This is a genomic window from Bacteroides sp. f07 (genome assembly GCF_042854785.1).
GTDB lineage: Bacteria > Bacteroidota > Bacteroidia > Bacteroidales > Bacteroidaceae > Bacteroides.
Genome location: NZ_BAABXI010000004.1, coordinates 35,502 through 55,868, shown reverse-complemented (window position 1 = coordinate 55,868; position 20,367 = coordinate 35,502). Strand labels below are relative to the sequence as shown.

15 protein-coding genes and 1 pseudogene are annotated in these 20,367 nt (G+C 42.4%); 13 read left to right on the top strand and 3 right to left on the bottom strand.

Features of this window, described 5'->3' with window-relative positions:
• Positions 1 to 113: 113 nt before the first annotated feature.
• Entirely contained in the window at positions 114 to 1,613 is a 1,500-nt protein-coding gene (locus ACGHVY_RS24450) for an acetyl-CoA hydrolase/transferase family protein (protein ID WP_390602097.1), read from the bottom strand.
• 125 nt (positions 1,614 to 1,738) lie between these two features.
• Positions 1,739 to 2,221 carry a ferrichrome ABC transporter substrate-binding protein gene (locus ACGHVY_RS24445; protein WP_308746334.1) on the bottom strand — a complete coding sequence of 161 codons (483 nt, stop codon included), beginning with the start codon at positions 2,219 to 2,221 and terminating at the stop codon, positions 1,739 to 1,741.
• A gap of 336 nt (positions 2,222 to 2,557) precedes the next feature.
• Here ACGHVY_RS24445 and miaB point away from each other — a divergent pair, with 336 nt between their 5' ends.
• Positions 2,558 to 3,934, top strand: a complete 1,377-nt coding sequence (gene miaB, locus ACGHVY_RS24440) for a tRNA (N6-isopentenyl adenosine(37)-C2)-methylthiotransferase MiaB (RefSeq protein ID WP_390602096.1) — start codon at positions 2,558 to 2,560, stop codon at positions 3,932 to 3,934.
• A 72-nt stretch (positions 3,935 to 4,006) separates the two neighbouring features.
• Here miaB and ACGHVY_RS24435 read toward each other — a convergent pair whose 3' ends face one another.
• On the bottom strand, positions 4,007 to 4,720 hold the full coding sequence (locus ACGHVY_RS24435) for a helix-turn-helix domain-containing protein (protein ID WP_308746332.1): 714 nt from the start codon (positions 4,718 to 4,720) through the stop codon (positions 4,007 to 4,009).
• Between the two features lie 442 nt (positions 4,721 to 5,162).
• Between ACGHVY_RS24435 and ACGHVY_RS24430 the strand changes: the two genes are divergently transcribed.
• The 12 genes and pseudogenes from ACGHVY_RS24430 to ACGHVY_RS24375 all read left to right on the top strand — a co-directional run bounded on the left by ACGHVY_RS24430 (position 5,163) and on the right by ACGHVY_RS24375 (position 20,359).
• On the top strand, positions 5,163 to 5,483 hold the full coding sequence (locus tag ACGHVY_RS24430) for a hypothetical protein (protein ID WP_308746331.1): 321 nt from the start codon (positions 5,163 to 5,165) through the stop codon (positions 5,481 to 5,483).
• Positions 5,471 to 6,361: a DUF4373 domain-containing protein gene (locus tag ACGHVY_RS24425; RefSeq protein ID WP_390602095.1), complete on the top strand. Its 891-nt coding sequence runs from the start codon at positions 5,471 to 5,473 to the stop codon at positions 6,359 to 6,361. Before ACGHVY_RS24430 ends, ACGHVY_RS24425 begins: the two co-directional genes overlap by 13 nt.
• A gap of 121 nt (positions 6,362 to 6,482) precedes the next feature.
• Entirely contained in the window at positions 6,483 to 6,992 is a 510-nt protein-coding gene (locus ACGHVY_RS24420; protein WP_308746329.1) for an HU family DNA-binding protein, read from the top strand.
• 86 nt (positions 6,993 to 7,078) lie between these two features.
• Positions 7,079 to 7,616: pseudogene (locus ACGHVY_RS24415) on the top strand (N-acetylmuramoyl-L-alanine amidase).
• Entirely contained in the window at positions 7,613 to 7,708 is a 96-nt protein-coding gene (locus ACGHVY_RS24410; protein WP_005681936.1) for a smalltalk protein, read from the top strand. Before ACGHVY_RS24415 ends, ACGHVY_RS24410 begins: the two are co-directional and overlap by 4 nt.
• 98 nt (positions 7,709 to 7,806) lie before the next feature.
• Complete coding sequence (locus ACGHVY_RS24405) at positions 7,807 to 10,860, top strand: hypothetical protein (protein ID WP_390602094.1); 3,054 nt, start codon at positions 7,807 to 7,809, stop codon at positions 10,858 to 10,860.
• A gap of 1 nt (position 10,861) precedes the next feature.
• A complete protein-coding gene (locus ACGHVY_RS24400; protein WP_390602093.1) occupies positions 10,862 to 14,050 on the top strand; it encodes an RHS repeat-associated core domain-containing protein in 3,189 nt (1,062 codons plus the stop codon).
• The gene (locus ACGHVY_RS24395) at positions 14,050 to 15,108 is read left to right on the top strand and encodes an Imm65 family immunity protein (protein ID WP_390602099.1); all 1,059 of its coding nucleotides are present in this window, start codon (positions 14,050 to 14,052) and stop codon (positions 15,106 to 15,108) included. Before ACGHVY_RS24400 ends, ACGHVY_RS24395 begins: the two co-directional genes overlap by 1 nt.
• Before the next feature lie 165 nt (positions 15,109 to 15,273).
• The gene (locus ACGHVY_RS24390; protein WP_390602092.1) at positions 15,274 to 18,177 is read left to right on the top strand and encodes a SusC/RagA family TonB-linked outer membrane protein; all 2,904 of its coding nucleotides are present in this window, start codon (positions 15,274 to 15,276) and stop codon (positions 18,175 to 18,177) included.
• Positions 18,178 to 18,298: 121 nt separating this feature from the next.
• A complete protein-coding gene (locus ACGHVY_RS24385) occupies positions 18,299 to 19,198 on the top strand; it encodes a methyltransferase domain-containing protein (RefSeq protein ID WP_308746324.1) in 900 nt (299 codons plus the stop codon).
• A 3-nt stretch (positions 19,199 to 19,201) separates the two neighbouring features.
• Complete coding sequence (locus tag ACGHVY_RS24380) at positions 19,202 to 20,083, top strand: cell division protein FtsX (RefSeq protein WP_390602091.1); 882 nt, start codon at positions 19,202 to 19,204, stop codon at positions 20,081 to 20,083.
• Positions 20,084 to 20,104: 21 nt separating this feature from the next.
• Positions 20,105 to 20,359: a DUF3098 domain-containing protein gene (locus ACGHVY_RS24375; RefSeq protein ID WP_390602090.1), complete on the top strand. Its 255-nt coding sequence runs from the start codon at positions 20,105 to 20,107 to the stop codon at positions 20,357 to 20,359.
• The last annotated feature ends 8 nt before the right edge of the window (positions 20,360 to 20,367 follow it).

Sequence of the window (20,367 nt, the reverse complement as noted above, 5' to 3'; positions counted from 1 at the left end):
AGTACGATATAAAAAAATTGTATTCTCTAATATACAAAAACACATGGATTTTGTTTACCAGAGAATACAATTATAATTGCATAGGGCAGGATGCTGTAAATCCTATGCTTTATTTACTTGGCATATTCAGCCCAGTCCGTATTCTTCATATCACCGCTCTTAGCCAGCTCTGCGTGCATGCCGAGTGCAGCCTGGATAGCGTGCGGGGTCTGCGCCTTGCCACCGGCCATTTTGAGGTAATCCCAAAGCAACTGCTTGTAGTCAGGATGCGCACAGTTTTCGATGATGGCTTGCGCGCGTTCTTTCGGGCTCTTGCCGCGAAGGTCGGCAACACCTTGTTCGGTGATAACGATGTTGACGTCGTGCTCCGTGTGGTCGTGGTGGGATACCATCGGCACGATGGCGCTGATTTTTCCCTCTTTGGCCACCGACGGACAGGTGAAGATAGAGATGTACGCATTGCGTGTGAAGTCTCCTGAGCCGCCGATACCGTTCATCATCTTCGTACCGCCGATATGGGTTGAGTTCACGTTGCCGTACAGGTCAACTTCAATAGCTGTATTGATAGAGATAACACCGAGTCGGCGCACGATTTCCGGGCTGTTGGAGATTTCCGACGGACGGAGCACCAGCTTGTCACGGAAGAAATCCATATCATTGTAAATGCCTTCCAGACAGTCGTTGGTGACAGTCAGCGAGCAGGCACTTCCGAATTTGATGCGTCCTTCGCGAATCAGGCCGATTACGGAGTTCTGAATCACTTCGGTGTACATTTCGAATGCGGGGATTGTCTTGTCACGTCCCAGTGCGCCGAGCACGGCGTTGGCGATGTTTCCTACGCCCGATTGCAACGGAAGGAAAGAAGACGGGATGATGCCGCGCTTCATGTCCGCAGCGAGGAAGTCGGCAACGTTCTGCCCGATTTTGTCGGTCAACGGGTCGGCGGCGGCGAAAGAACGCGCTTCGTCCGGCCAGTTGGTTTCCACTACGCCTACGATTTTCTTCGGATCTACCTGGATATAAGGCAGTCCGATGCGGTCGTTCGGTTTGTAGATAGGTATTTCGCGGCGGTAAGGCGGGTCGAGCGGTTCGTACACGTCATGCAGTCCCATGCAGGATTTGCTGTGTGCGCTGTTCAGCTCCACGATAATCTGGTCGGCCAGACGGCAGATAGTCGGGGAAATACCGCCGGCAGCCGTCAGATAAATCTTTCCGTCCGGAGTCACTTCGCAGGCTTCGATGATGGCTACGTTCACTTTGCCCATGAATCCGTAGCGCACTTCCTGTGCCATCTGTGAGAGGTGTATGTCGTTGTAGGCAATCTCTCCGTTGTTCACGGCCTTGCGGAAATCGGAATTTGTGGTATAAGGAGCACGGTAGCGGATAGCTTTTACACGTGACAGCACGCCGTCGCAAGACTCCCCGGTAGACGCACCTGTAAAAATACCTACCTGAAATGGATTTCCTTTGGCATGTTCCGCTTCCGCAATCTTTGCGAGTTCTGCTGTAACAGCCTTGGCCGTTCCTGCGGGAGTAAATCCGCTCAGGCCGATGTTGTAGCCATGTTTGATAAGGCTTGCAGCTTCTGCTGCCGAAATAAGGTTGAGTGACATAAATAGTATAATTTCGTGTTAAAATACAGTTGATATTTTATGGTTAATTATTCGCTTTATTATAAAGGCTCCATGTACGGGTTACGCTACTTTCCCGTGCCTGAAACATGCCCTCGTAATTCCGGTCAGTATTTCCGTTGAAGTATCTCTCCCCATATAATAGCCCGGCGGGCTTCTTCAGCCGAATGAATGGTGAAGTCTTCTTTCTTGTCTGATGATTCGTGAGGAGCGTCGTAATGAGCGCCTTGCCTGGTGTTCAGTGCATCCTGTGCGGCGCTGTTCGCTATGGATGCGGCAACGGATACTTCTTCTTTTTTCTTTTTCTGCTTCTGCTTTTGCTTTGGTGCCTGCCTGAAAGCTTGTTGTGAAGACCTTTTCGGAGTCGGCGGTTCGACGGGTATGGGGCGGAGCAATTCGTCCAGCGACTTGGGGCTGCCCCACGCTTCGGGCATGGGAACATCGTCCGGCTCTATTTGAGTAGGCGACGGTATGGGGGAAGCGGGGCGTTTGTTAGTAGCTTTTTTTGATTTACTATTCTTATTCACCTCTTTGAATATTCCCACAAGAATGACACCTGCTATCAAGAGAAATTTCAAGAAATCTTCCATTGTGTTTCACTGCTAATTAGTAATCTGCCAAAGATACGTATAAAATCCGGTTCGGACTAACTTTTTATTATGAAAAAAGGGCAGCTTCACAGCTCCCCTTAATTTTTTTAACCTAAACCTTAACTATGAAAAAATCTAATGTTTCTTTCATTGCACAAATGTGAAAAATAAAATTAAAATTGCCAAGAATATCACCGGAAAATGTTTATTCCCTTAACATAAATTACAAGTTAGCATTCTAAACCATAAGTTTTTGCGTTATTTTTGTGCCAATTTACCACTTATTGAAAGCGAAGCCGTATCTTTGCAGCCGAATCTTTAATTTATAATTTGAATATGAACGAATTAACGGGAGCGGACTTTAAATCCGCAACTGAAACGACCGATGACAACAAGAAGTTGTTTATCGAAACTTACGGCTGCCAGATGAACGTGGCCGACAGCGAGGTGATTGCCTCAGTGATGCAGATGGCGGGATACTCCGTAGCCGAAACGCTCGAAGAGGCCGATGCCGTGTTTATGAACACCTGTTCCATCCGCGACAATGCGGAGCAGAAGATTCTGAACCGCCTGGAATTTTTCCACTCGCTGAAGAAAAAGAAGAAGCACCTGATTGTAGGTGTATTGGGATGTATGGCCGAGCGGGTGAAGGATGATTTGATTACGAATCATCATGTCGATCTCGTAGTGGGTCCGGATGCCTACCTGACCTTGCCCGACCTGATTGCTGCCGTAGAAGCCGGCGAGAAAGCAATCAACGTGGAGCTTTCCACCACCGAAACCTATCGGGACGTGATTCCCTCGCGTATCTGCGGCAATCACATTTCCGGTTTTGTGTCCATTATGCGTGGCTGCAACAACTTCTGTACCTATTGCATCGTCCCCTACACCCGTGGACGCGAGCGCAGCCGTGACGTGGAAAGCATCCTCAACGAAGTGGCGGATCTCGTGGCGAAAGGTTATAAGGAGGTCACCTTGCTGGGACAGAACGTCAACTCCTACCGTTTCGAGAAGCCGACAGGCGAAGTGGTCACTTTTCCGATGCTGCTCCGCACCGTTGCCGAAGCTGCTCCGGGCGTACGCATCCGTTTCACCACCTCTCACCCGAAGGATATGAGTGACGAAACATTGGAAGTAATCGCGCAAGTGCCCAACGTATGCAAGCATATCCACCTGCCCGTACAAAGCGGCAGTTCCCGCATACTCAAACTGATGAACCGTAAATATACCCGCGAATGGTATCTCGAACGGGTAGCCGCCATCAAGCGCATCATTCCCGACTGCGGACTGACAACGGACATCTTCTCCGGTTTTCATTCTGAAACGGAAGAAGACCATGCCCTGTCCCTCTCCCTGATGGAAGAGTGCGGATACGATGCCGCTTTTATGTTCAAATATTCCGAACGTCCGGGAACGTATGCTTCGAAACATCTTGAGGACAACGTGCCGGAAGATGTGAAAGTCCGCCGCCTGAATGAAATTATCGCCTTACAGAACCGCCTGTCTGCCGAATCCAACCAGCGTTGCATCGGCAAGACGTATGAAGTCCTCGTGGAAGGCGTTTCCAAGCGTTCGCGCGAGCAACTGTTCGGCCGTACGGAGCAGAACCGTGTCGTAGTGTTCGACAGGGGTACGCACCGCGTCGGCGACTTTGTCAATGTACGTATCACGGAAGCCAGCTCGGCTACACTGAAAGGGGAAGAGGTGGATTAACGATTAGTGGTTAATGGGGTAGTGATTAGTGAGTCCGTTAATCACTAATCACTACCCCATTAACCGTTATCTTCACATCATCATGTGTCTTCTGATGGAGAATTTCACGATTGCCATCGCATTGATGGACGCGAACGGGATATCCATCGGTTCGTGATGCGTATTGTAACTCACCAGTTTGATGCATCCTTCCTTCTCCGACCGGTTGGCGTATTTCACCGCCAGATACTCGTCTCCGTCAATCATGAACGACACCAGGTATATTTCCCCGTAGATGACATTGTCGAAACTGCTGATTTCCTTATATCCGATGATGTCCCCCGATTTCAGTATGGGATACATGCTGTCCCCGCTTACATACACCGCCCCGTCGCAGACGGAAATATTCGGAATCAATATCTTTCCCAGTGCGTACTGCTGCTTGTTGGTGAATAATGTCTTCAGATTTGCCGCTGCTGTGATGTCGTATAGCATCACGCTTCGGTCATCTACCGGTTCTACTGTTTTAGGATTGTGTATAATCTCCACTTCTCCCCTTGCCAGTTCGCTTTCGCAGAATCTCGGCTGGTGCTTCGGATTTCCTTTTCCTAATAGCAGCCAGTTGTAGTCCACCGTATTCCCCAGCTTATTAAGCAGCAGGCGGAAATCTATGCTGTTTCGTGCGCACCAGTTGGATACTGTGCCACGTGAAACACCTAAATATTCAGCTAATTCACTGTCGTTCTTGAAGTTCAGAGCCTGTTTGGCACGCTTCACGATTCCTGTAACATCCAGAAATGTATCCATTCTATTATCGTTTAATTTTGATGTAAAAATTCATAAACTCGCTAATTGCTCATTGATAATCTGTTATCTACTTTTTGAAAATTAATTTCTAAAATCTTTTGTTTTCTATGTGAAAACTATTTTATCTTTGTAGCGAAGAAATCAGAAATATGTTTCAAAATTATAAATTTAAAATAGAAAAACCATGAGAAACTACAAAAAGTTTACGAAAGGTTGTAAAATACCTCATCCACCGCCTTTCTAAGAAAACCGTGCCGGATGGACGGAAGCAATATTGAGCCCGTTTGCAGCATCTATATATCCTGCGTGTAGCATCTATATATCCAATGTGCAGCCGATATATCCCCAATATACAGCAACTATATGTCCTGTGCGCAAGCTATATATATCCAATATACAAACAGAAATTTAAATATGAAAACTATAAAAACAGAAAAGCAGTATGGAAACCATCATGAACCAATCTCTGTACATCTGCGGATGTTGCAAGCGGGAGCTTCCACAGGAAGCCTTCTATATGAGCCAGCGTACCCGGACTCCGGACAACTACTGCAAAGAATGCCGTAAGGCAAACGCACGCAGGCATCGTAATCAGGACAAAAGTATATCATTTGAAAACAAACCCCTTTCCTATCCGGTGATAACCGAGGTGAAGGATTATGCTTTACGTATGTTTCTCATCCGCCATGCCCGGCAAGTGGTGGCGGACAGCATCCGCCGGAAGCAGGAAAAGGAAAAACTACGCGCACTATGGGAAGAATAAAACGGGGACTGGATTATTTCCCCATGAGCACCAGTTTCATGCACGATCGCATGGTGCGTCGTGTCATGAAACGTGAAGGTGACGCCGCTTTTGCCACATTGGTAGAAACGTTGTCGTACATCTATGCCGGAAAAGGGTATTATATCTCTGTCAATGATGAGTTTTACGACGAACTGACAGACGGCCTTTACAGTACGGATATGGATGATGTGAAACGTATCATCGCCTTGTCCGTGGAATGTGGGCTGTTTGATGCCGGGCTTTTCCGGCAATACGGCATTCTTACTTCCGCAGACATTCAGCGGCAGTATCTCTTTATCACCAAGCGCCGCAGCAGCTCGCTGATAGAACCGGCTTACTGCCTGTTGGAAGCAGAAGAACTTGCATCCTACCAATCTTCTCAAAGTGGCAAGAGCAGTGCGGATGATGCTGTTAACAAAACAGCTTATGATGTAACGTCAACTGGTGATTCTGTAACATCAAGCACCGGTTCTGCAACAATGGAAGCCGAAATTGCGACATCGGGTACACAAAACAAAGAAAAACAAACAAAAACAAATCAAAACAAATTAAACCACCTCTCTGACTCTCCTCAAGGAGAGGACGGAGGAGGAAAAAATTTGAAAAGAAGGAGGGTGATGACGCAGGAAGACATTGACAGTCTGCAACCACCGTGCGACGGCATGCAGCGTAACTTCGAGGGGCTGCTGGAGACCCTTCGCTTTTATAAGATTCCGCCTTCCGAGCAATATGCCATTATCCTGAAAAGCAACTTCGGAGCTATCGGACACCCGGTGTGGAAGGGCTTCAGCAACATCCGGGGGAGTAATGGGAAAATCAAATTGCCGGGACATTATCTTTTGAGCGTAATTAATTAATTTATGAACGCACTTTGAAAAAATGATTGGGTCAGTCTGAAAAATACCCGTATCTTTACAGTGTCATTAAGCTTAAGGACAAAACTAAACTAATTTATCAACACAAAAAACTATTACAATTATGCCAGTATTGTACAAACCCTTCCAGTCGGTTCTGGAAGACAAAAACAAAAAGAAACTATTTCATCCCCGTGTGATATACACGGCCAACGTGACAACTACCCAACTCGCCAAAGAGATAGCCGCTTACTCGTCTCTCTCCACGGGTGACGTGAAGAACACGCTTGATAACCTGGTGACAGTGGCTGCACAGCACCTGCAGGCATCGGAAAGTGTAACGCTTGACGGCTTCGGAACTTTCCGCATGGTGATGAAGTCCAACGGAAAAGGTGTGGAACTGCCGGAAAAAGTATCGGCTGCCCAGGCTTCCCTTACCGTCCGCTTCCTGCCCAACTACACCAAGAACCCCGACCGTACTACGGCTACCCGCTCTTTGGTGACAGGCGCCAAGTGTGTCCGTTTTGACCTTGCCGATACCTCGGCTTCGGGTGGCGGAAATGGCGGTAAACCCGATGGTGGCGGTTCAGATGGTGATGGTGGGGAAACTCCGGACCCGGATCCGGCAGCATAAACTGTCTGTATGGCGCAACACAAACACGAATGACTGACTAACTAAACGAAGTTTTAACTAGACTAGTAAACTAATTATCCACTAACATGCGAATTATCAATTTAATCGTGGTGCATTGTAGCGCCACGCGGAGGGATTCTACACTCTCACCGGAAGCTTTGGACTTGATGCACCGGCGTCGCGGGTTCAACGGAACAGGCTATCATTATTACATCCGCAAGGATGGAACGTTACACCTCACCCGCCCGCTCGAACGCATCGGAGCCCACGTGAAAGGCTTCAACACTCACTCGATAGGTATCTGCTATGAAGGTGGTCTGGACTGCCGGGGACGCCCGGCAGATACCCAGACTCCGGCACAGCGCTCTACGCTCCGGCAGCTCGTCGGGCAATTGCAAGAGAGATTTCCCGGCTGCCGGGTATGCGGGCACCGCGACCTGTCGCCGGACTTGAACGGAAACGGTGAGATAGAACCGGAAGAGTGGATTAAACAGTGCCCGTGCTTCGATGTGGCGAAGGAATTCGAGGAATTCGGAGAGTTCACAGCACAGACGGAGAGCACGGAAGAACACAGAGTAACACAACAAATTAAAGAAACGGAAAGGAGGTAAATTATGGCAATGAAGAAGTCAGTATGGGATATGATCCTGAAAGTGGTTATCGCAGTAGCTTCGGCTTTGGCAGGCGTTTTGGGCGCTAATGCGATGAATCTGTAAAAGAATTATTTGACGAGTATAACTTCTCGCCAAAAGTGTAAATTAGTTTTCTTTATGGCGAGGAGTTTCTAATCTTTTTAATAACTAAAAATTACGATATGAAATATTTGAAATATATATTTATTTATATCTTGTTGGGGTGCTCAATGATGGCTTTCTCACAAAATAAAGCTTTGAATATAATAGAAGGTTTTCCCGCACAGATTACACCTTCTTCTCCCCAATCACAAATATTTGAACAGTATATAAATCATCCAGTAACAGAGTATTACGGTCTGCCTGAGATTTCCATTCCTTTATATACTATTGAAATAAAAGGGGTAGTGGTTCCTATAACTCTAAATTATCATGCTTCTGGTATTAAATATAAGCAATTTGACGGGGATATAGGAGCTGGATGGAGTATTAGTACGGGAGGTTATCGGGTAAGTAGAACTATTTATGGGAGACCTGATGACTATTCGGAAATATATGATTCTCAACTTCTTCATAATTGTTTGAGTGGAATGGACGGATGCGATGGGTATTCACAAGATTCTCTTTTGGCTAGTATTTGCTTGACTCCTGAACAAGCTACGAATATTGAACCAAGTGTGGTTAAGCATATGAAAGATGGGGAGTATGATCATTTTATGTATATGTTGCCTACTACTAGTGGAAAATTTTTATTGACTGATAGAAGAAATTTGGGAATAACTGCGTTAAGTGATAATTCGGATATAGTAAAGTTGAATGATGGTGTCTATGATGGCATAATAAAGAGTGCTACAATAATAGATGAAAATGGGGTTAAATATTTATTAGGGGCATCTGCGCAATCGAGGGAATCCATGTATTGTCCTATGGTAAGAAGTACTGTAGATACTGGGTGGCTTTTGTCGTGTATTGAAACGCCTTATAATGACTCTATTGTTTTTAATTATGCTAACCACTATGTGAATATTGTGCGTGATTCGGAGATGATTTATACAATGACGGATGCTCCTTTTCATTTTGCATATAACTATCCTAATTATGTAAATCCTAATCTTGTGACTAAGTACAATGGTGCATTTAGTGATCAACGTGACCATTATCTTGATAAAACTTGGCTTAAGTTGGTTAGTTCTGTAGAAACAAACCGCATTAAGATTTCATTTAAACGTACAAAAGCGTACTCCAACAGTGATCATGTGTTATCTGAAATTATTATTGTAGATAAAATGACAGGTGAGTGTCTTAAGAGAATTAGATTTAGTTATTTCACATTTCCTTATAGTGATGGTGCTCAATCAGAAGCTTCTCCTTGGCATCGTTTGCTTCAACGTATTGAAATATTAGGAAGTGACAATAAAAATGGAGGCGTATATAATTTTAACTATTATTTGCCGGAGCTTTCTTTAGCGACTGCCTATCCCGATCAATGGGGGTATTACAAGTTTGGCTATTATGAATCGATTGGGAGCTCAATATATAAAGGATTGTTCTTGCATAATGAGTTCGCTCATGATTTAATACTAGAGCAGGCGACTAAAGCTAGTGGACGCAAAACGGAATTTGGTAATTTGGCTTTTACTGTCCCTTTTCTTGATCGTTCTACTAATGAAAACCCTCCCATCGCTTTTTCTTTAAAAAGTGTGAATAATCCTTTGGGTGGATCTACTTATTATACATATGAAAGTAATCAATATAATTATGGTTATAAAGGTGGTGGATTAAGAATAAAGAAAATAGAATCATCGTGTGAAACCGCAGAGCATCCTATTATTACAGAGTTTATATATGGTGATGATGGTAATGGCTCTTTGTCAGGGGCACATTCTGATCTTAAGCAATGTTTTGTTGATGAATATTTCTTCTTCTCAACTCGGGAGGCTCTGCCTTTTGGTGAAAAAGATAGCTATGCTTTGGGAACTCGACAGGCTGTAAAAATCTATGCGACTTATCCGTTAAATAGTGAAATGAATATGATTTCTAAAATACACTATAATAAGGTAGCTCGTAAGCAATATGATCAGGCGACACACTCTTATCTAGGACAGATTGTGTCTATCTATGCTCCCAAGCGGGAATATGATCCGGGATATACACATAATCCCAATGCTTATCCTAATGATGGATTATTCTCATTTTTTAATTATATAGGATATGGAAAAATGCATATTAAGCAATATGATTGGTGGGTAAATCCTGAGTTGATTTCACGTATGACATATAATCAGGATAGTGTACTTATAAAAAAGGAAAAGTGGGAACATAATACTTTAAAGAATATGTATTATGAGGGGTTACATGTAAAACAAAAAGTTTTTTTTGAAAATTATCCAGGAAAAACAGGTGCTCCTCGACTGTGTGAGCATTATGGTAGTATATCGCGGATATTTGATTCTCAATTTTATAATATACACTATGAACTTCGTAAGCCTATACGATATGATGTATCGGAGTATGATCTTCAAGGAAATAATCCTGTGTTAACTTCTACTTTATATGAATATGATTCTTTGAATAGATTAACTACAATGAAAACTACTAATAGTCTCAATGGAGAGAAAGGTGAAAGATATACTTATCCAAAACCTAATTCAGCGCTTCAGCGACATAATATGGTGCAAACTATTGTACAAAAAGATATATTTAATAATGGGAAAGCGACTGAGCGGTTTGTGTATTATTATCCAGATGATTCTATTTGTCTTAAAAAGATAAAGCATTCGTATGGTACGAATGATGATATGCGTACTGAATATAGTTATGATAGCTATGATTTGTATGGCAATTTGTTGCAATATACACGTATTGACGGAACTGTAATTTCATATCTGTGGGGATATAATGCATTATATCCGATTGCAGAAATTGTAAATGCTTCTTTGAGCGATATATATAACTATTTGGATAAGAATAGAATTGATAATATTTCACAATTAGTGGAACCATCAGTAGCAGATTGGGAAGCGATAAATTCTCTTCGTGATCAATTAAAAACCGCCCAAGTGAGTACATATAAATACAAGCCTTTAGTGGGGCTTATTGAAAAAATAGCTCCTTCAGGGTTGACTACTTACTACGATTACAATAGTCTTGGTCAATTGATACAGCGGGGTTATAAGAATAAGGGAGGTAAAAATATAATAGAATCATATACATATAATTTAGCTAAACTGTATTGAAATGAAAATTAAATATTTATACATGTTAATACTCATGCTGCAATTCTGCGTAATTGAAGTGCATGGACATAATTATATCAAAACTGTAACAGCGACTTCTGCTAATGGGGAGGGGATTGAGATTGTACAGTTTTATAATGCACTTGGACAACCGAGTGAAAAGAAACTGAGGTACATGGGTGGAAATGGGAAAGATTTAGTAAGTCTTTCTACATATAATTCTCGTAATTTATTAGAAAAAGAATGGCTTATGTTACCTACTCCTCATAGTGACTTTCCTATATTTGATTATCCCAAAACTGTTCAGGATTTAATTTGTAAGTATTATGGTGAAAGTGAGACTCCTTATGAGATGCAAATGTATGAATCTTCTCCTTTGGCTCGCCCGATACGTAAATACGGAGCTGGTAGTTTGTGGCATGCCAATGAAAAAGCAGTAGAGGTAATATATGGTGTTAATGGTGATAAATATCCTTGTCGGATATTTACGACGACTGATGAGCGGGATAGTATTCTGGTTAGTGTTGTTGGAACTTATCCGGATGGAGAGCTTCTTGTGACAGAAACTGGGGATGAAGATGGTAAAATATATATTGAATTTAAAAATAAAAATGGACAATTAGTTATGACTCGTCAAAAGGATGGTCAAGAAGTAATTGATACTTATTTTGTATATGATAGTTATGGGAATTTGCGTGTGGTATGCCCACCATTAGCAGTAGATATGTTAGCTGATGGTTTAGATATTACTGAAGAGAATGATGTAATGCAAAAGTATGCTTATTTATATAAGTATGATTCTTGTAATAGATGTATAGCAAAAAAAATGCCAGGCTGTGATTGGGTGTATTATATTTATGATCAGGCTGATCGGCTGATTTTCTCACAGGATGGTAATCAACGTTCTTTGGATATTCCTCAATGGACTTTCTATTTGTATGATAAATTTCAACGTTTAGTTCTTCAAGGTATATGTTTGAATCAAACTATATCTGGAATTGATAAACGATTGGTAACTTGTGATTTGACAACAGCTGCGGGTGTTGACGATAGTGGATATATAACTAATATAGAACTTGTTGACCCTATGGCGTTGACTGTTAATTATTATGACACATATGACTGTTTATCACGTAGAGGGTTCTCAACGTCATATTTTCCAATACCCACTGTTGATGCTAAAGGTCTCAAGACTGGTACTATTGTTCGCGTATTAGGGGATGATAACACAACAATATCATTATATAAAGCAATTTATTATGATGTACGAGGGCGGATTGTTTGTCAAGTAACTAATCGGGCTGGATGGCATGATATTATACGTACTGAATATACATATACAGGGAAACCGTTAAGTATTAATATGGAACATATACACGATTCAAAGCATACAGAGATATATAATTATTTTTATGATCAAGTAGAGAGACTTATAAAAGTTGATTATCAATTAGATTCTTTGGCAGCTGTTGATTTGAGTCAACTGCAATATGATGATTTAGGTAGATTGTCGAAGAAGTTGCTTCACAATGGTATGTTGAAGCAAAAATATGCTTATAATGTTCGTGATTGGGTGACTAAGATTGATACTCCCTATTTTATACAGAGCTTGTATTATACAGATAGTATTGGCACTCCTTGTTATAATGGTAATATAAGTGCTATGACTTGGAGTACAGATTCTTTGTTAATACATGGATATAAATTTCAATATGATGATCTGAATCGAATGACTAATGCTTCATATGCTGAAGGAGAACTTTTGAATGAAATGGTGGGAAGTTTTGATGAACAAATTACTGGCTATGATAAACAAGGAAACATTTTAGGTTTAAAACGTTGTGGAATGATTTCTGACAATGTATATGGATTAATCGATAACTTAAATTTTGTATATAGTGGTAATCAACTGCGAGCTGTATTAGATAGTGCAAAGGCAGTAGTATATGATAGTAGTTTTGAATTCAAAGATGGGACAGATCAGTTAACAGAGTACTCTTATGATCCTAATGGAAATTTAACGAAAGATTTGAATAAGAAAATTGTTGATATTCAATATAATTATTTAAATTTACCGTGTCGAGTTGAATTTGAGAATGGAAACAGTGTTTCTTGCCTGTATGATGCAGAAGGTACGAAACTTCGTACTACGCATGTGATAGGAAACGATACGACCATGACGGATTATTGCGGCAATGTGATCTATGAAAATGGTGTTCCGGCTCGATTGTTGACGGAAGCCGGTTATATCTCTTTGAATGACAATAAGTATCACTACTTCATTCAAGACCATCAAGGTAATAATCGCGTGGTTGTAGACAAAGATGGAAAGGTAGAAGAAGTGAACGATTATTATCCGTTCGGTGGGGTGATGGCTTCTTCTACTAATTCTGTGCAGCCTTACAAGTATAATGGTAAGGAGTTGGATAGAAAAGGGGGGCTAGATTGGTATGATTATGGGGCGCGTATGTATGATGTGGCGATTGGAAGATGGCATGCGGTGGATCCATCAAGCGAGAAGTATTATAATTGGAGTCCGTATACGTATTGCAAGAATAATCCGGTGTTAAGAATTGATATTGATGGAAAGGATGATTATGTAGTGAGTGAAACAGGAAGGCTTACGCACTTAAAAGGGTACACAGACAAAGATGTATTATATACATATTCTGGAAATGAAAAGTTACCAAAAGGTGAAAATAGCATTGAAATGAGTGAGAAAGGATTGCTTGGTAATATGGTAGATATCCAAGGTCAATTGGGTGGTAAAAAATCATTTGGCTCTACCTCAAATCTGACCGATGCTGCCAATTTATTTCAATTTGTAGCTGAAAATACCAAAGTGGAATGGTCATTGAGTGTTTTTGAATCGGATGGAAAGAACACTTCCATAATTGTAACTAAACAACAGGCTAATAATGTAAGCAATGGAGATTCGGAGAAAAACATTCTTAAGGTTAAAGGAGAAAAAAAGGTGGCAGTTCACTCCCATCCAGACCCAAAAGGAACTAAGGGTGGTTATGGAAGTGATTTGAAAAATGCCAATCCAAAGAGTAAAAACTTTGTGTATTTTCAGGCAAATAAAACATTTTATGAATATAATAATACAGAGAGTAATGTCAAGGCGACACCAGTTGTTGCCAAGACAGGTGTATATGATTTTATAAAGAGTTTAATATATAATAAGTGATGAAGTGTAGATTGTTTTTTTTATTGATTTTATTAGGGGGATGTACATCCCCCTCTACTTCTCTTAAAGAGATACATCAACGCGTAGTCGACCAGATAGCATTATTGGTAGACAGCGGCTATTTGCAGACGCAATATATAGAAGTAATGGAAAGAGTATCTAATGATTCAAGTGTAATTTATAGTATTTCGGCCTCGGATTCTCCTGCTTCTCGCACGGACGAGCTACCTTCCAAAGTGATAAAATATAAAGATAAGTATTTTTGTTTTATCAAATTGGAAGAGCCGGAAATGTCTCGAACGGAACTATATGAGAAAGGCATCGTTTCGGATTCTACCTTTTGGAGCAATGAGTATATCAGTGATGAAGGTTTTTGGCTATTAGCTATTCGAAAGTATGAGAATAAACATGTTTTGGTAAAAGAAAGAGCTGAATACATTGGTTATGTAACAGAGTATCCGGAACTTTGGGAGTATTTATCGGGTAGCTTTCAGCATGGAAGTCCTCTTTCTATGGCTTTGCATAGCCATAATATTGCTGTTGCTGATTCATTGCTTTTCCAACTGGATGATCTCGTGGTGGATAGCTTGAAGCATTATATAGAAAGTTTTTTTGGAATGATTCAATTAAAAAATCAAACAGACTCAACCATAATATTATCAAATAATAATTTGAATGACTTGAGCTATGCGGTAGTGAATGGGGCGGATACTTTGAGATTAATTTTGAGAGACTCCCTGCCTGCCGTCATTGAACCTCATGGGGCTGATTTTCCGAGGTTTGATAGTGAATCACCACATAGGTTTCTCCAGAAATTGCCGGAACAGGATGTGTGGATGTCAATGTATAGGCTGTTTTGTGATTCAACCTTCTGTTTTTTGAAAGTAAATGGAGTGCCGACAAATTTTAGAATATTACATGATGATACAAGATTCTTCAATTATATGGAAGTAGATTCGAACGCACGGAATTTAAAATTAGGGAATGGGCGGAGAGTGTTTTATAATAAAGGTGTCTATGATAAGGATGAGAGAGGACGTAAATTTCGTGGTTGGTAAGTGTCTTGCTCTGACATAAATCTATTTATATCGGTGTGTGTTGTATAGATGGAAGTATGATAAGATGAAAAGAGGTTGTGCTCATAAAGTATGTCTGAAAGTAGGATATTTACAAATAAATTCAGTAGCTTTGTAAATACATCAATGCAACACTTTTAATGAGATATGAAAGAACACAACGTAAAAGATTTGACTAACCGCTACTATTTACATACTATGTATGTATCAACAGCGAAAAAGATTGGAATTGCTTTATTGCTATCAACTATTGTACCTGTTTCTATGCTTTATGCAGGGAATAAAAAGGAAAATTCTACTCATCTTATACAAAGCTCTATTGCTGGCAAAACGAATCTTTCGCAAGATACGCTGAAGTCATCGGACATTTCGCAGCAGATTGACGGCACTGAACTGATGAAAGTCAGAGACGCTAATTTTGTGAATTCCCTGATAGGAAGGTTGGCGGGTACAACTATCAACCCTGGCGCTTCCGGTGTGGGAGGTTCAGCGAGAATGGTGCTACGTGGATACCGTTCCATCTTGAAATCCAATAATGTGTTGTTCACTTTGGATGGTGTGCCTTTGCCACGGTTGGAGGCAAGGCAGCCTTATAATATCTACTGGGGCAGCGGGCAGACTGGCGATGGCATAGCAGCTTTCTGTCCGGATGATATAGAAAACATATCAGTATTGAGTACTGCGGCGGCTTCTGTTCTATATGGCAGTCGTTCTGCCAGTGGCGTAGTGATGATTAACACGAAAAAGGCGCATGCCGGAAAGCTAAGGGTGAAAGTGGGAAACAGTACAACTTTCAGTTCACCGTTAGTCATGCCTGAATTCCAGCAGACTTACAACTGGCGATGGGGAGAGAAATTAAGTCATCCCCAATCGTGGAATCCTGCAGATTTTTTCCGTACCGGACATTCTATCAACAACTCTCTTGCCCTTTCTATCGGGAATGAATATAATCAGACCCGTGTTTCGGCTATCACAATGAATGGCACCGGCATTATTCCCAATAACGATGTAGGTCGCTATAACTTTTCGTTACGCAACACCTCTTCTTTATTACGTCATAGGCTGAAACTTGACGTTAACCTGAGGTATATTCATACTGCTGAACAGAATATGCAGTCACAAGGCATGTATGGCAATCCGTTGGTTCCGGTTTATCTGCTTCCTGATGTGTTGCTGGAACGAATTCCCGTCTACCCGGGCAGTAGCGATAAAAAATATAGTTATAAAGATCTTTTTGAGGTTTACGATCCGGAGTTGGGTGGTAATGCGCAGTATTGGCCTTTGGGAGAAATGGGGCTAGGTATGCAGAATCCCTATTGGACAATAAACCGTAATATGTATAATAGGAAGAAAAAACGTTTGATAGGCGGCATAGGGGCTAAGTTTGATTTGAATTCCTGGCTCAATGTGTCAGGGCGGATCCAATATGACCGGGATAAGGAGTTTGGAACTCAAAAACTCTATGCATCTACTGTATTTGCCGGTCGGTTGGGCACGTACTATGAGAATGAGAATAAAAACACGCAGATCTATTCTGAATTCTTGCTCAATGCCCGCAAGGCGATGGGCGATTTTTCAATCGATGCTACTTTAGGCAATTCGGTCTGTGATACAAAGTTTGATTATTCTAACAGTGGAGGAGAGTTGGGAACGCTGAATCTTTTTGAACTGTCCGCATTAAGTAAAAGAGAAGGGGCGTATTCCATGCATCTGCAGCGGGATTATCATGACCGGACTACCTCGTTATTTATGCTTGCGCAACTGGGATATAAAAATCGCCTGTTTCTGGATTTGGGTGGACGAATGGAATGGCTTAAATTCTGGGATGACGATGATTCGCGCTCTTCTACCGACGTTTTCTATCCTTCGGCAGGAGTGTCTGTGGTGCCGACCGGGTGGCTGTCCGCCAATCCCGACAGGATCCTTTCATTCTTAAAACTTAATTATACTTATAGTGAAACAGGCAATAGTTTTACCGATTATATTTTCCTGAACAAGGAAAGAGTAGGTTTGGAGCCGAGATTGGTTGATAATAATCTTGAACCTGAACGTACGAAATCTCACGAGATAGGGCTGAATGCAGGTTTCCTTAATGATAAGATCAGCTTGGCGTTTACAATGTATAAGACATCTACCTCTGATTTGCCGTTTGGGGGATATGTTTCTGTTCCTTATCCTTCTACAGATTCTCCTACAGATCTCTATTTAATGGATACCGGATGCAGAATTGATAATAAAGGTTTCGAACTCGTCTTGGGGACAAATATGAATATCGGACAGGTGAAGTGGAACGCGTGTTTGACTTATTCTATCAATAAGAATGAAATAAAACAGCTCAGAGAAGTCCGGAAAAATCCTGTAACGGGTGAAGATGTAGTGTTGGATGAAGTTAAGATGGCAGAAGGTGGCAGTTGGTATATTCCGCTGAAGAAAGGTGGTTCGATTGGTGATATATATGTTACCGATTTACAGAGAGATGCGCAGGGAAATGTCGTTGTTGATAAAGTTTCTCAGAACGTTACTCCTACCCGGGACTATGTCTATGCTGGTAATGCTGACCCAAAATATGCGATGGGGCTGACAAACAGCTTCGCCTGGAAAGGCATGGAACTTGATTTCGTGATTCATGCCCGTTTCGGCGGTGTGGGGTTGTCGATGACTCAAGCGGTTATGGATCAATTTGGAGTATCTCAAGCTACGGCTGTAGCCCGGGATAATGGCGGTCTTTGGGTGAGTGGTGTGAATATTCCGGCTAAGAACTATTACCAGACGGTAGGAGGGGCGCGTACAGGGGCGATGTATACATATGACGCCACCAATATCCGCCTTGCCGAAATGTCGATAGCCTATCATATTCCCGTCAACCGATGGGCGAAGTGGATACAAGACGTGCGGGTGGCGCTAGTGGGGCGTAACTTGCTTATGTTATACAATAAAGCTCCGTTTGACCCGGAATCTACGGCAAGCACCGGAACCTGGTATCAGGGGATTGATTTCTTCCGTCAACCCAGTTACAGGAATATGGGCTTTTCCGTTAACCTGACTTTCTAATCTTCTATTAAAAGTCCTTAACAAAAGCCCGTTACATCACTTTTTATTTGTTTCTTTGCACCAAATTCGGGTATAGTGTTGTCTTGTGATTCGGGACAACACTTAATTTTGTTTGGAATTAATGGAGAAACTCAGTATAAATGCTTGTCCGGTGTGTGGCAGTACGCACTTGAAACGCGTCATGACTTGTACGGATTTTTATGCTTCGGGCGAACAGTTTGAACTGTATTCGTGTGAGGACTGCGGATTTATATTCACGCAAGGCGTTCCCGTAGAGGCAGAGATAGGCAAGTATTATGAGACTCCCGACTATATCTCCCACACGGATACGCGCAAGGGCGCGATGAATAGCATTTACCATTATGTACGTTCCTATATGCTGGGCCGCAAAGCGCGCCTGGTAGCCCGAGAGGCGCATCGTAAGACGGGGCGTTTGCTCGATATAGGTACGGGAACCGGTTATTTCGCTAATACAATGGTGCGCCGTGGCTGGAAAGTAGAAGCGGTGGAGAAGAGTCCGCAGGCACGCGAATTTGCGAAAGAGCATTTCGAACTGGAGGTGAAGCCCGAATCGGCTTTGAAGGAGTTTGCTCCCGATAGCTTTGATGTAATCACCCTTTGGCACGTGATGGAACATTTGGAACATCTCGGCGAAACTTGGGAGATGCTTCGTGAATTGCTGACAGAAAAAGGCGTGCTGATTGTGGCAGTGCCCAACTGCTCTTCTTATGACGCGCAGCGTTACGGTGAGTATTGGGCGGCTTATGATGTTCCCCGGCATCTCTGGCATTTCACACCGGGCACTATACAGCAGTTGGCTTCCCGTCATGGGTTTATTATGGCGGCACGCCATCCGATGCCGTTCGATGCGTTCTACGTATCCATGTTGAGTGAGAAGCACCGCGGCAGTTCGAGTAGCTTTCTGAAAGGAATGTATGCCGGAACGCTTGCCTGGTTCAATGCTTTGGGACGGAAAGAGCGGAGTAGTTCTATGATTTACGTATTCCGGAAAAAGAGATAGCGCATGGGAAGTAAAAACAAATATAAGTCAGGGTCGGTTTTCGACATGCAGTTCATTACGTCGAGTATCAGTACGACGCTGGTGTTGCTGCTGTTGGGGCTGGTTGTCTTTTTCGTGCTTACGGCGCATAACCTTTCCGTGTATGTCCGTGAGAATATCAGTTTCTCCATTCTCATCAGCGATGACATGAAGGAAGCGGATATTCTGAAACTTCAGAAGAAGCTGAACAAGGAATCTTTCGTGAAGCAATCCGAATATATCTCCAAGAAGCAGGCTTTGAAAGAGCAGACGGAAGCGATGGGCACCGACCCCGAAGAGTTTTTGGGATATAACCCTTTCACCGCTTCCATCGAAATCAAGCTGCACTCCGATTATGCCAACTCCGACAGCATCGCGAAAATAGAGAAGCTGATAAAGAAAAACTCCAATATACAGGACGTGCTTTACCGGAAGGAACTGATTGATGCCGTGAATGACAACATACGGAATATCAGCCTGGTGCTGCTCGCTTTGGCAGTGGTGCTCACTTTTATATCCTTTGCCTTGATAAACAATACGATAAGGCTTGCCATCTATTCCAAACGGTTTCTCATCCATACAATGAAACTGGTGGGGGCGAGCTGGGGATTCATCCGGGGGCCGTTTCTCCGGAAGAACGTATGGAGCGGGATACTGGCAGCCGTGATTGCCGATGCCATATTGATGGGGACTGCCTACTGGGCTGTGACGTACGAGCAGGAATTGCTTCAGGTCATCACTCCCGAGGTTATGCTGGTTGTATGTGCGAGTGTATTGGTGTTCGGGATTGTAATAACGTGGCTGTGCGCCTATTTCTCCATGAACAAGTATCTGAGAATGAAAGCGAACAGCTTATACTATATTTAATTCAAAAAGAAAAAATAAACTATGTCTGACAAGCGGAAATTTGCCTTTGATAAAGTGAACTTTATCTTGCTCGCGATAGGAATGGTGATTGTTATTATCGGTTTCCTGTTGATGTCGGGGCCCTCGTCGTCCGAAACGGTTTTCGAACCGGATATTTTCAGTGTACGCAGAATAAAGGTGGCGCCCGTCGTTTGCCTGTTTGGTTTTTTGTCTATGATATACGCCGTGTTGCGTAAACCTAAAATGACCGAAGTGCCTAAAATTAAAGAAGAATAAAAAGAAAT

Bases quoted from the DNA above. Each gene is read 5' to 3' on its own strand.
- ACGHVY_RS24450 (WP_390602097.1), bottom strand. From the start codon at position 1,613: ATGTCACTCAACCTTATTTCGGCAGCAGAAGCTGCAAGCCTTATCAAA.
- ACGHVY_RS24445 (WP_308746334.1), bottom strand. From the start codon at position 2,221: ATGGAAGATTTCTTGAAATTTCTCTTGATAGCAGGTGTCATTCTTGTG.
- miaB (WP_390602096.1), top strand. From the start codon at position 2,558: ATGAACGAATTAACGGGAGCGGACTTTAAATCCGCAACTGAAACGACC.
- ACGHVY_RS24435 (WP_308746332.1), bottom strand. From the start codon at position 4,720: ATGGATACATTTCTGGATGTTACAGGAATCGTGAAGCGTGCCAAACAG.
- ACGHVY_RS24430 (WP_308746331.1), top strand. From the start codon at position 5,163: ATGGAAACCATCATGAACCAATCTCTGTACATCTGCGGATGTTGCAAG.
- ACGHVY_RS24425 (WP_390602095.1), top strand. From the start codon at position 5,471: ATGGGAAGAATAAAACGGGGACTGGATTATTTCCCCATGAGCACCAGT.
- ACGHVY_RS24420 (WP_308746329.1), top strand. From the start codon at position 6,483: ATGCCAGTATTGTACAAACCCTTCCAGTCGGTTCTGGAAGACAAAAAC.
- ACGHVY_RS24410 (WP_005681936.1), top strand. From the start codon at position 7,613: ATGAAGAAGTCAGTATGGGATATGATCCTGAAAGTGGTTATCGCAGTA.
- ACGHVY_RS24405 (WP_390602094.1), top strand. From the start codon at position 7,807: ATGAAATATTTGAAATATATATTTATTTATATCTTGTTGGGGTGCTCA.
- ACGHVY_RS24400 (WP_390602093.1), top strand. From the start codon at position 10,862: ATGAAAATTAAATATTTATACATGTTAATACTCATGCTGCAATTCTGC.
- ACGHVY_RS24395 (WP_390602099.1), top strand. From the start codon at position 14,050: ATGAAGTGTAGATTGTTTTTTTTATTGATTTTATTAGGGGGATGTACA.
- ACGHVY_RS24390 (WP_390602092.1), top strand. From the start codon at position 15,274: ATGAAAGAACACAACGTAAAAGATTTGACTAACCGCTACTATTTACAT.
- ACGHVY_RS24385 (WP_308746324.1), top strand. From the start codon at position 18,299: ATGGAGAAACTCAGTATAAATGCTTGTCCGGTGTGTGGCAGTACGCAC.
- ACGHVY_RS24380 (WP_390602091.1), top strand. From the start codon at position 19,202: ATGGGAAGTAAAAACAAATATAAGTCAGGGTCGGTTTTCGACATGCAG.
- ACGHVY_RS24375 (WP_390602090.1), top strand. From the start codon at position 20,105: ATGTCTGACAAGCGGAAATTTGCCTTTGATAAAGTGAACTTTATCTTG.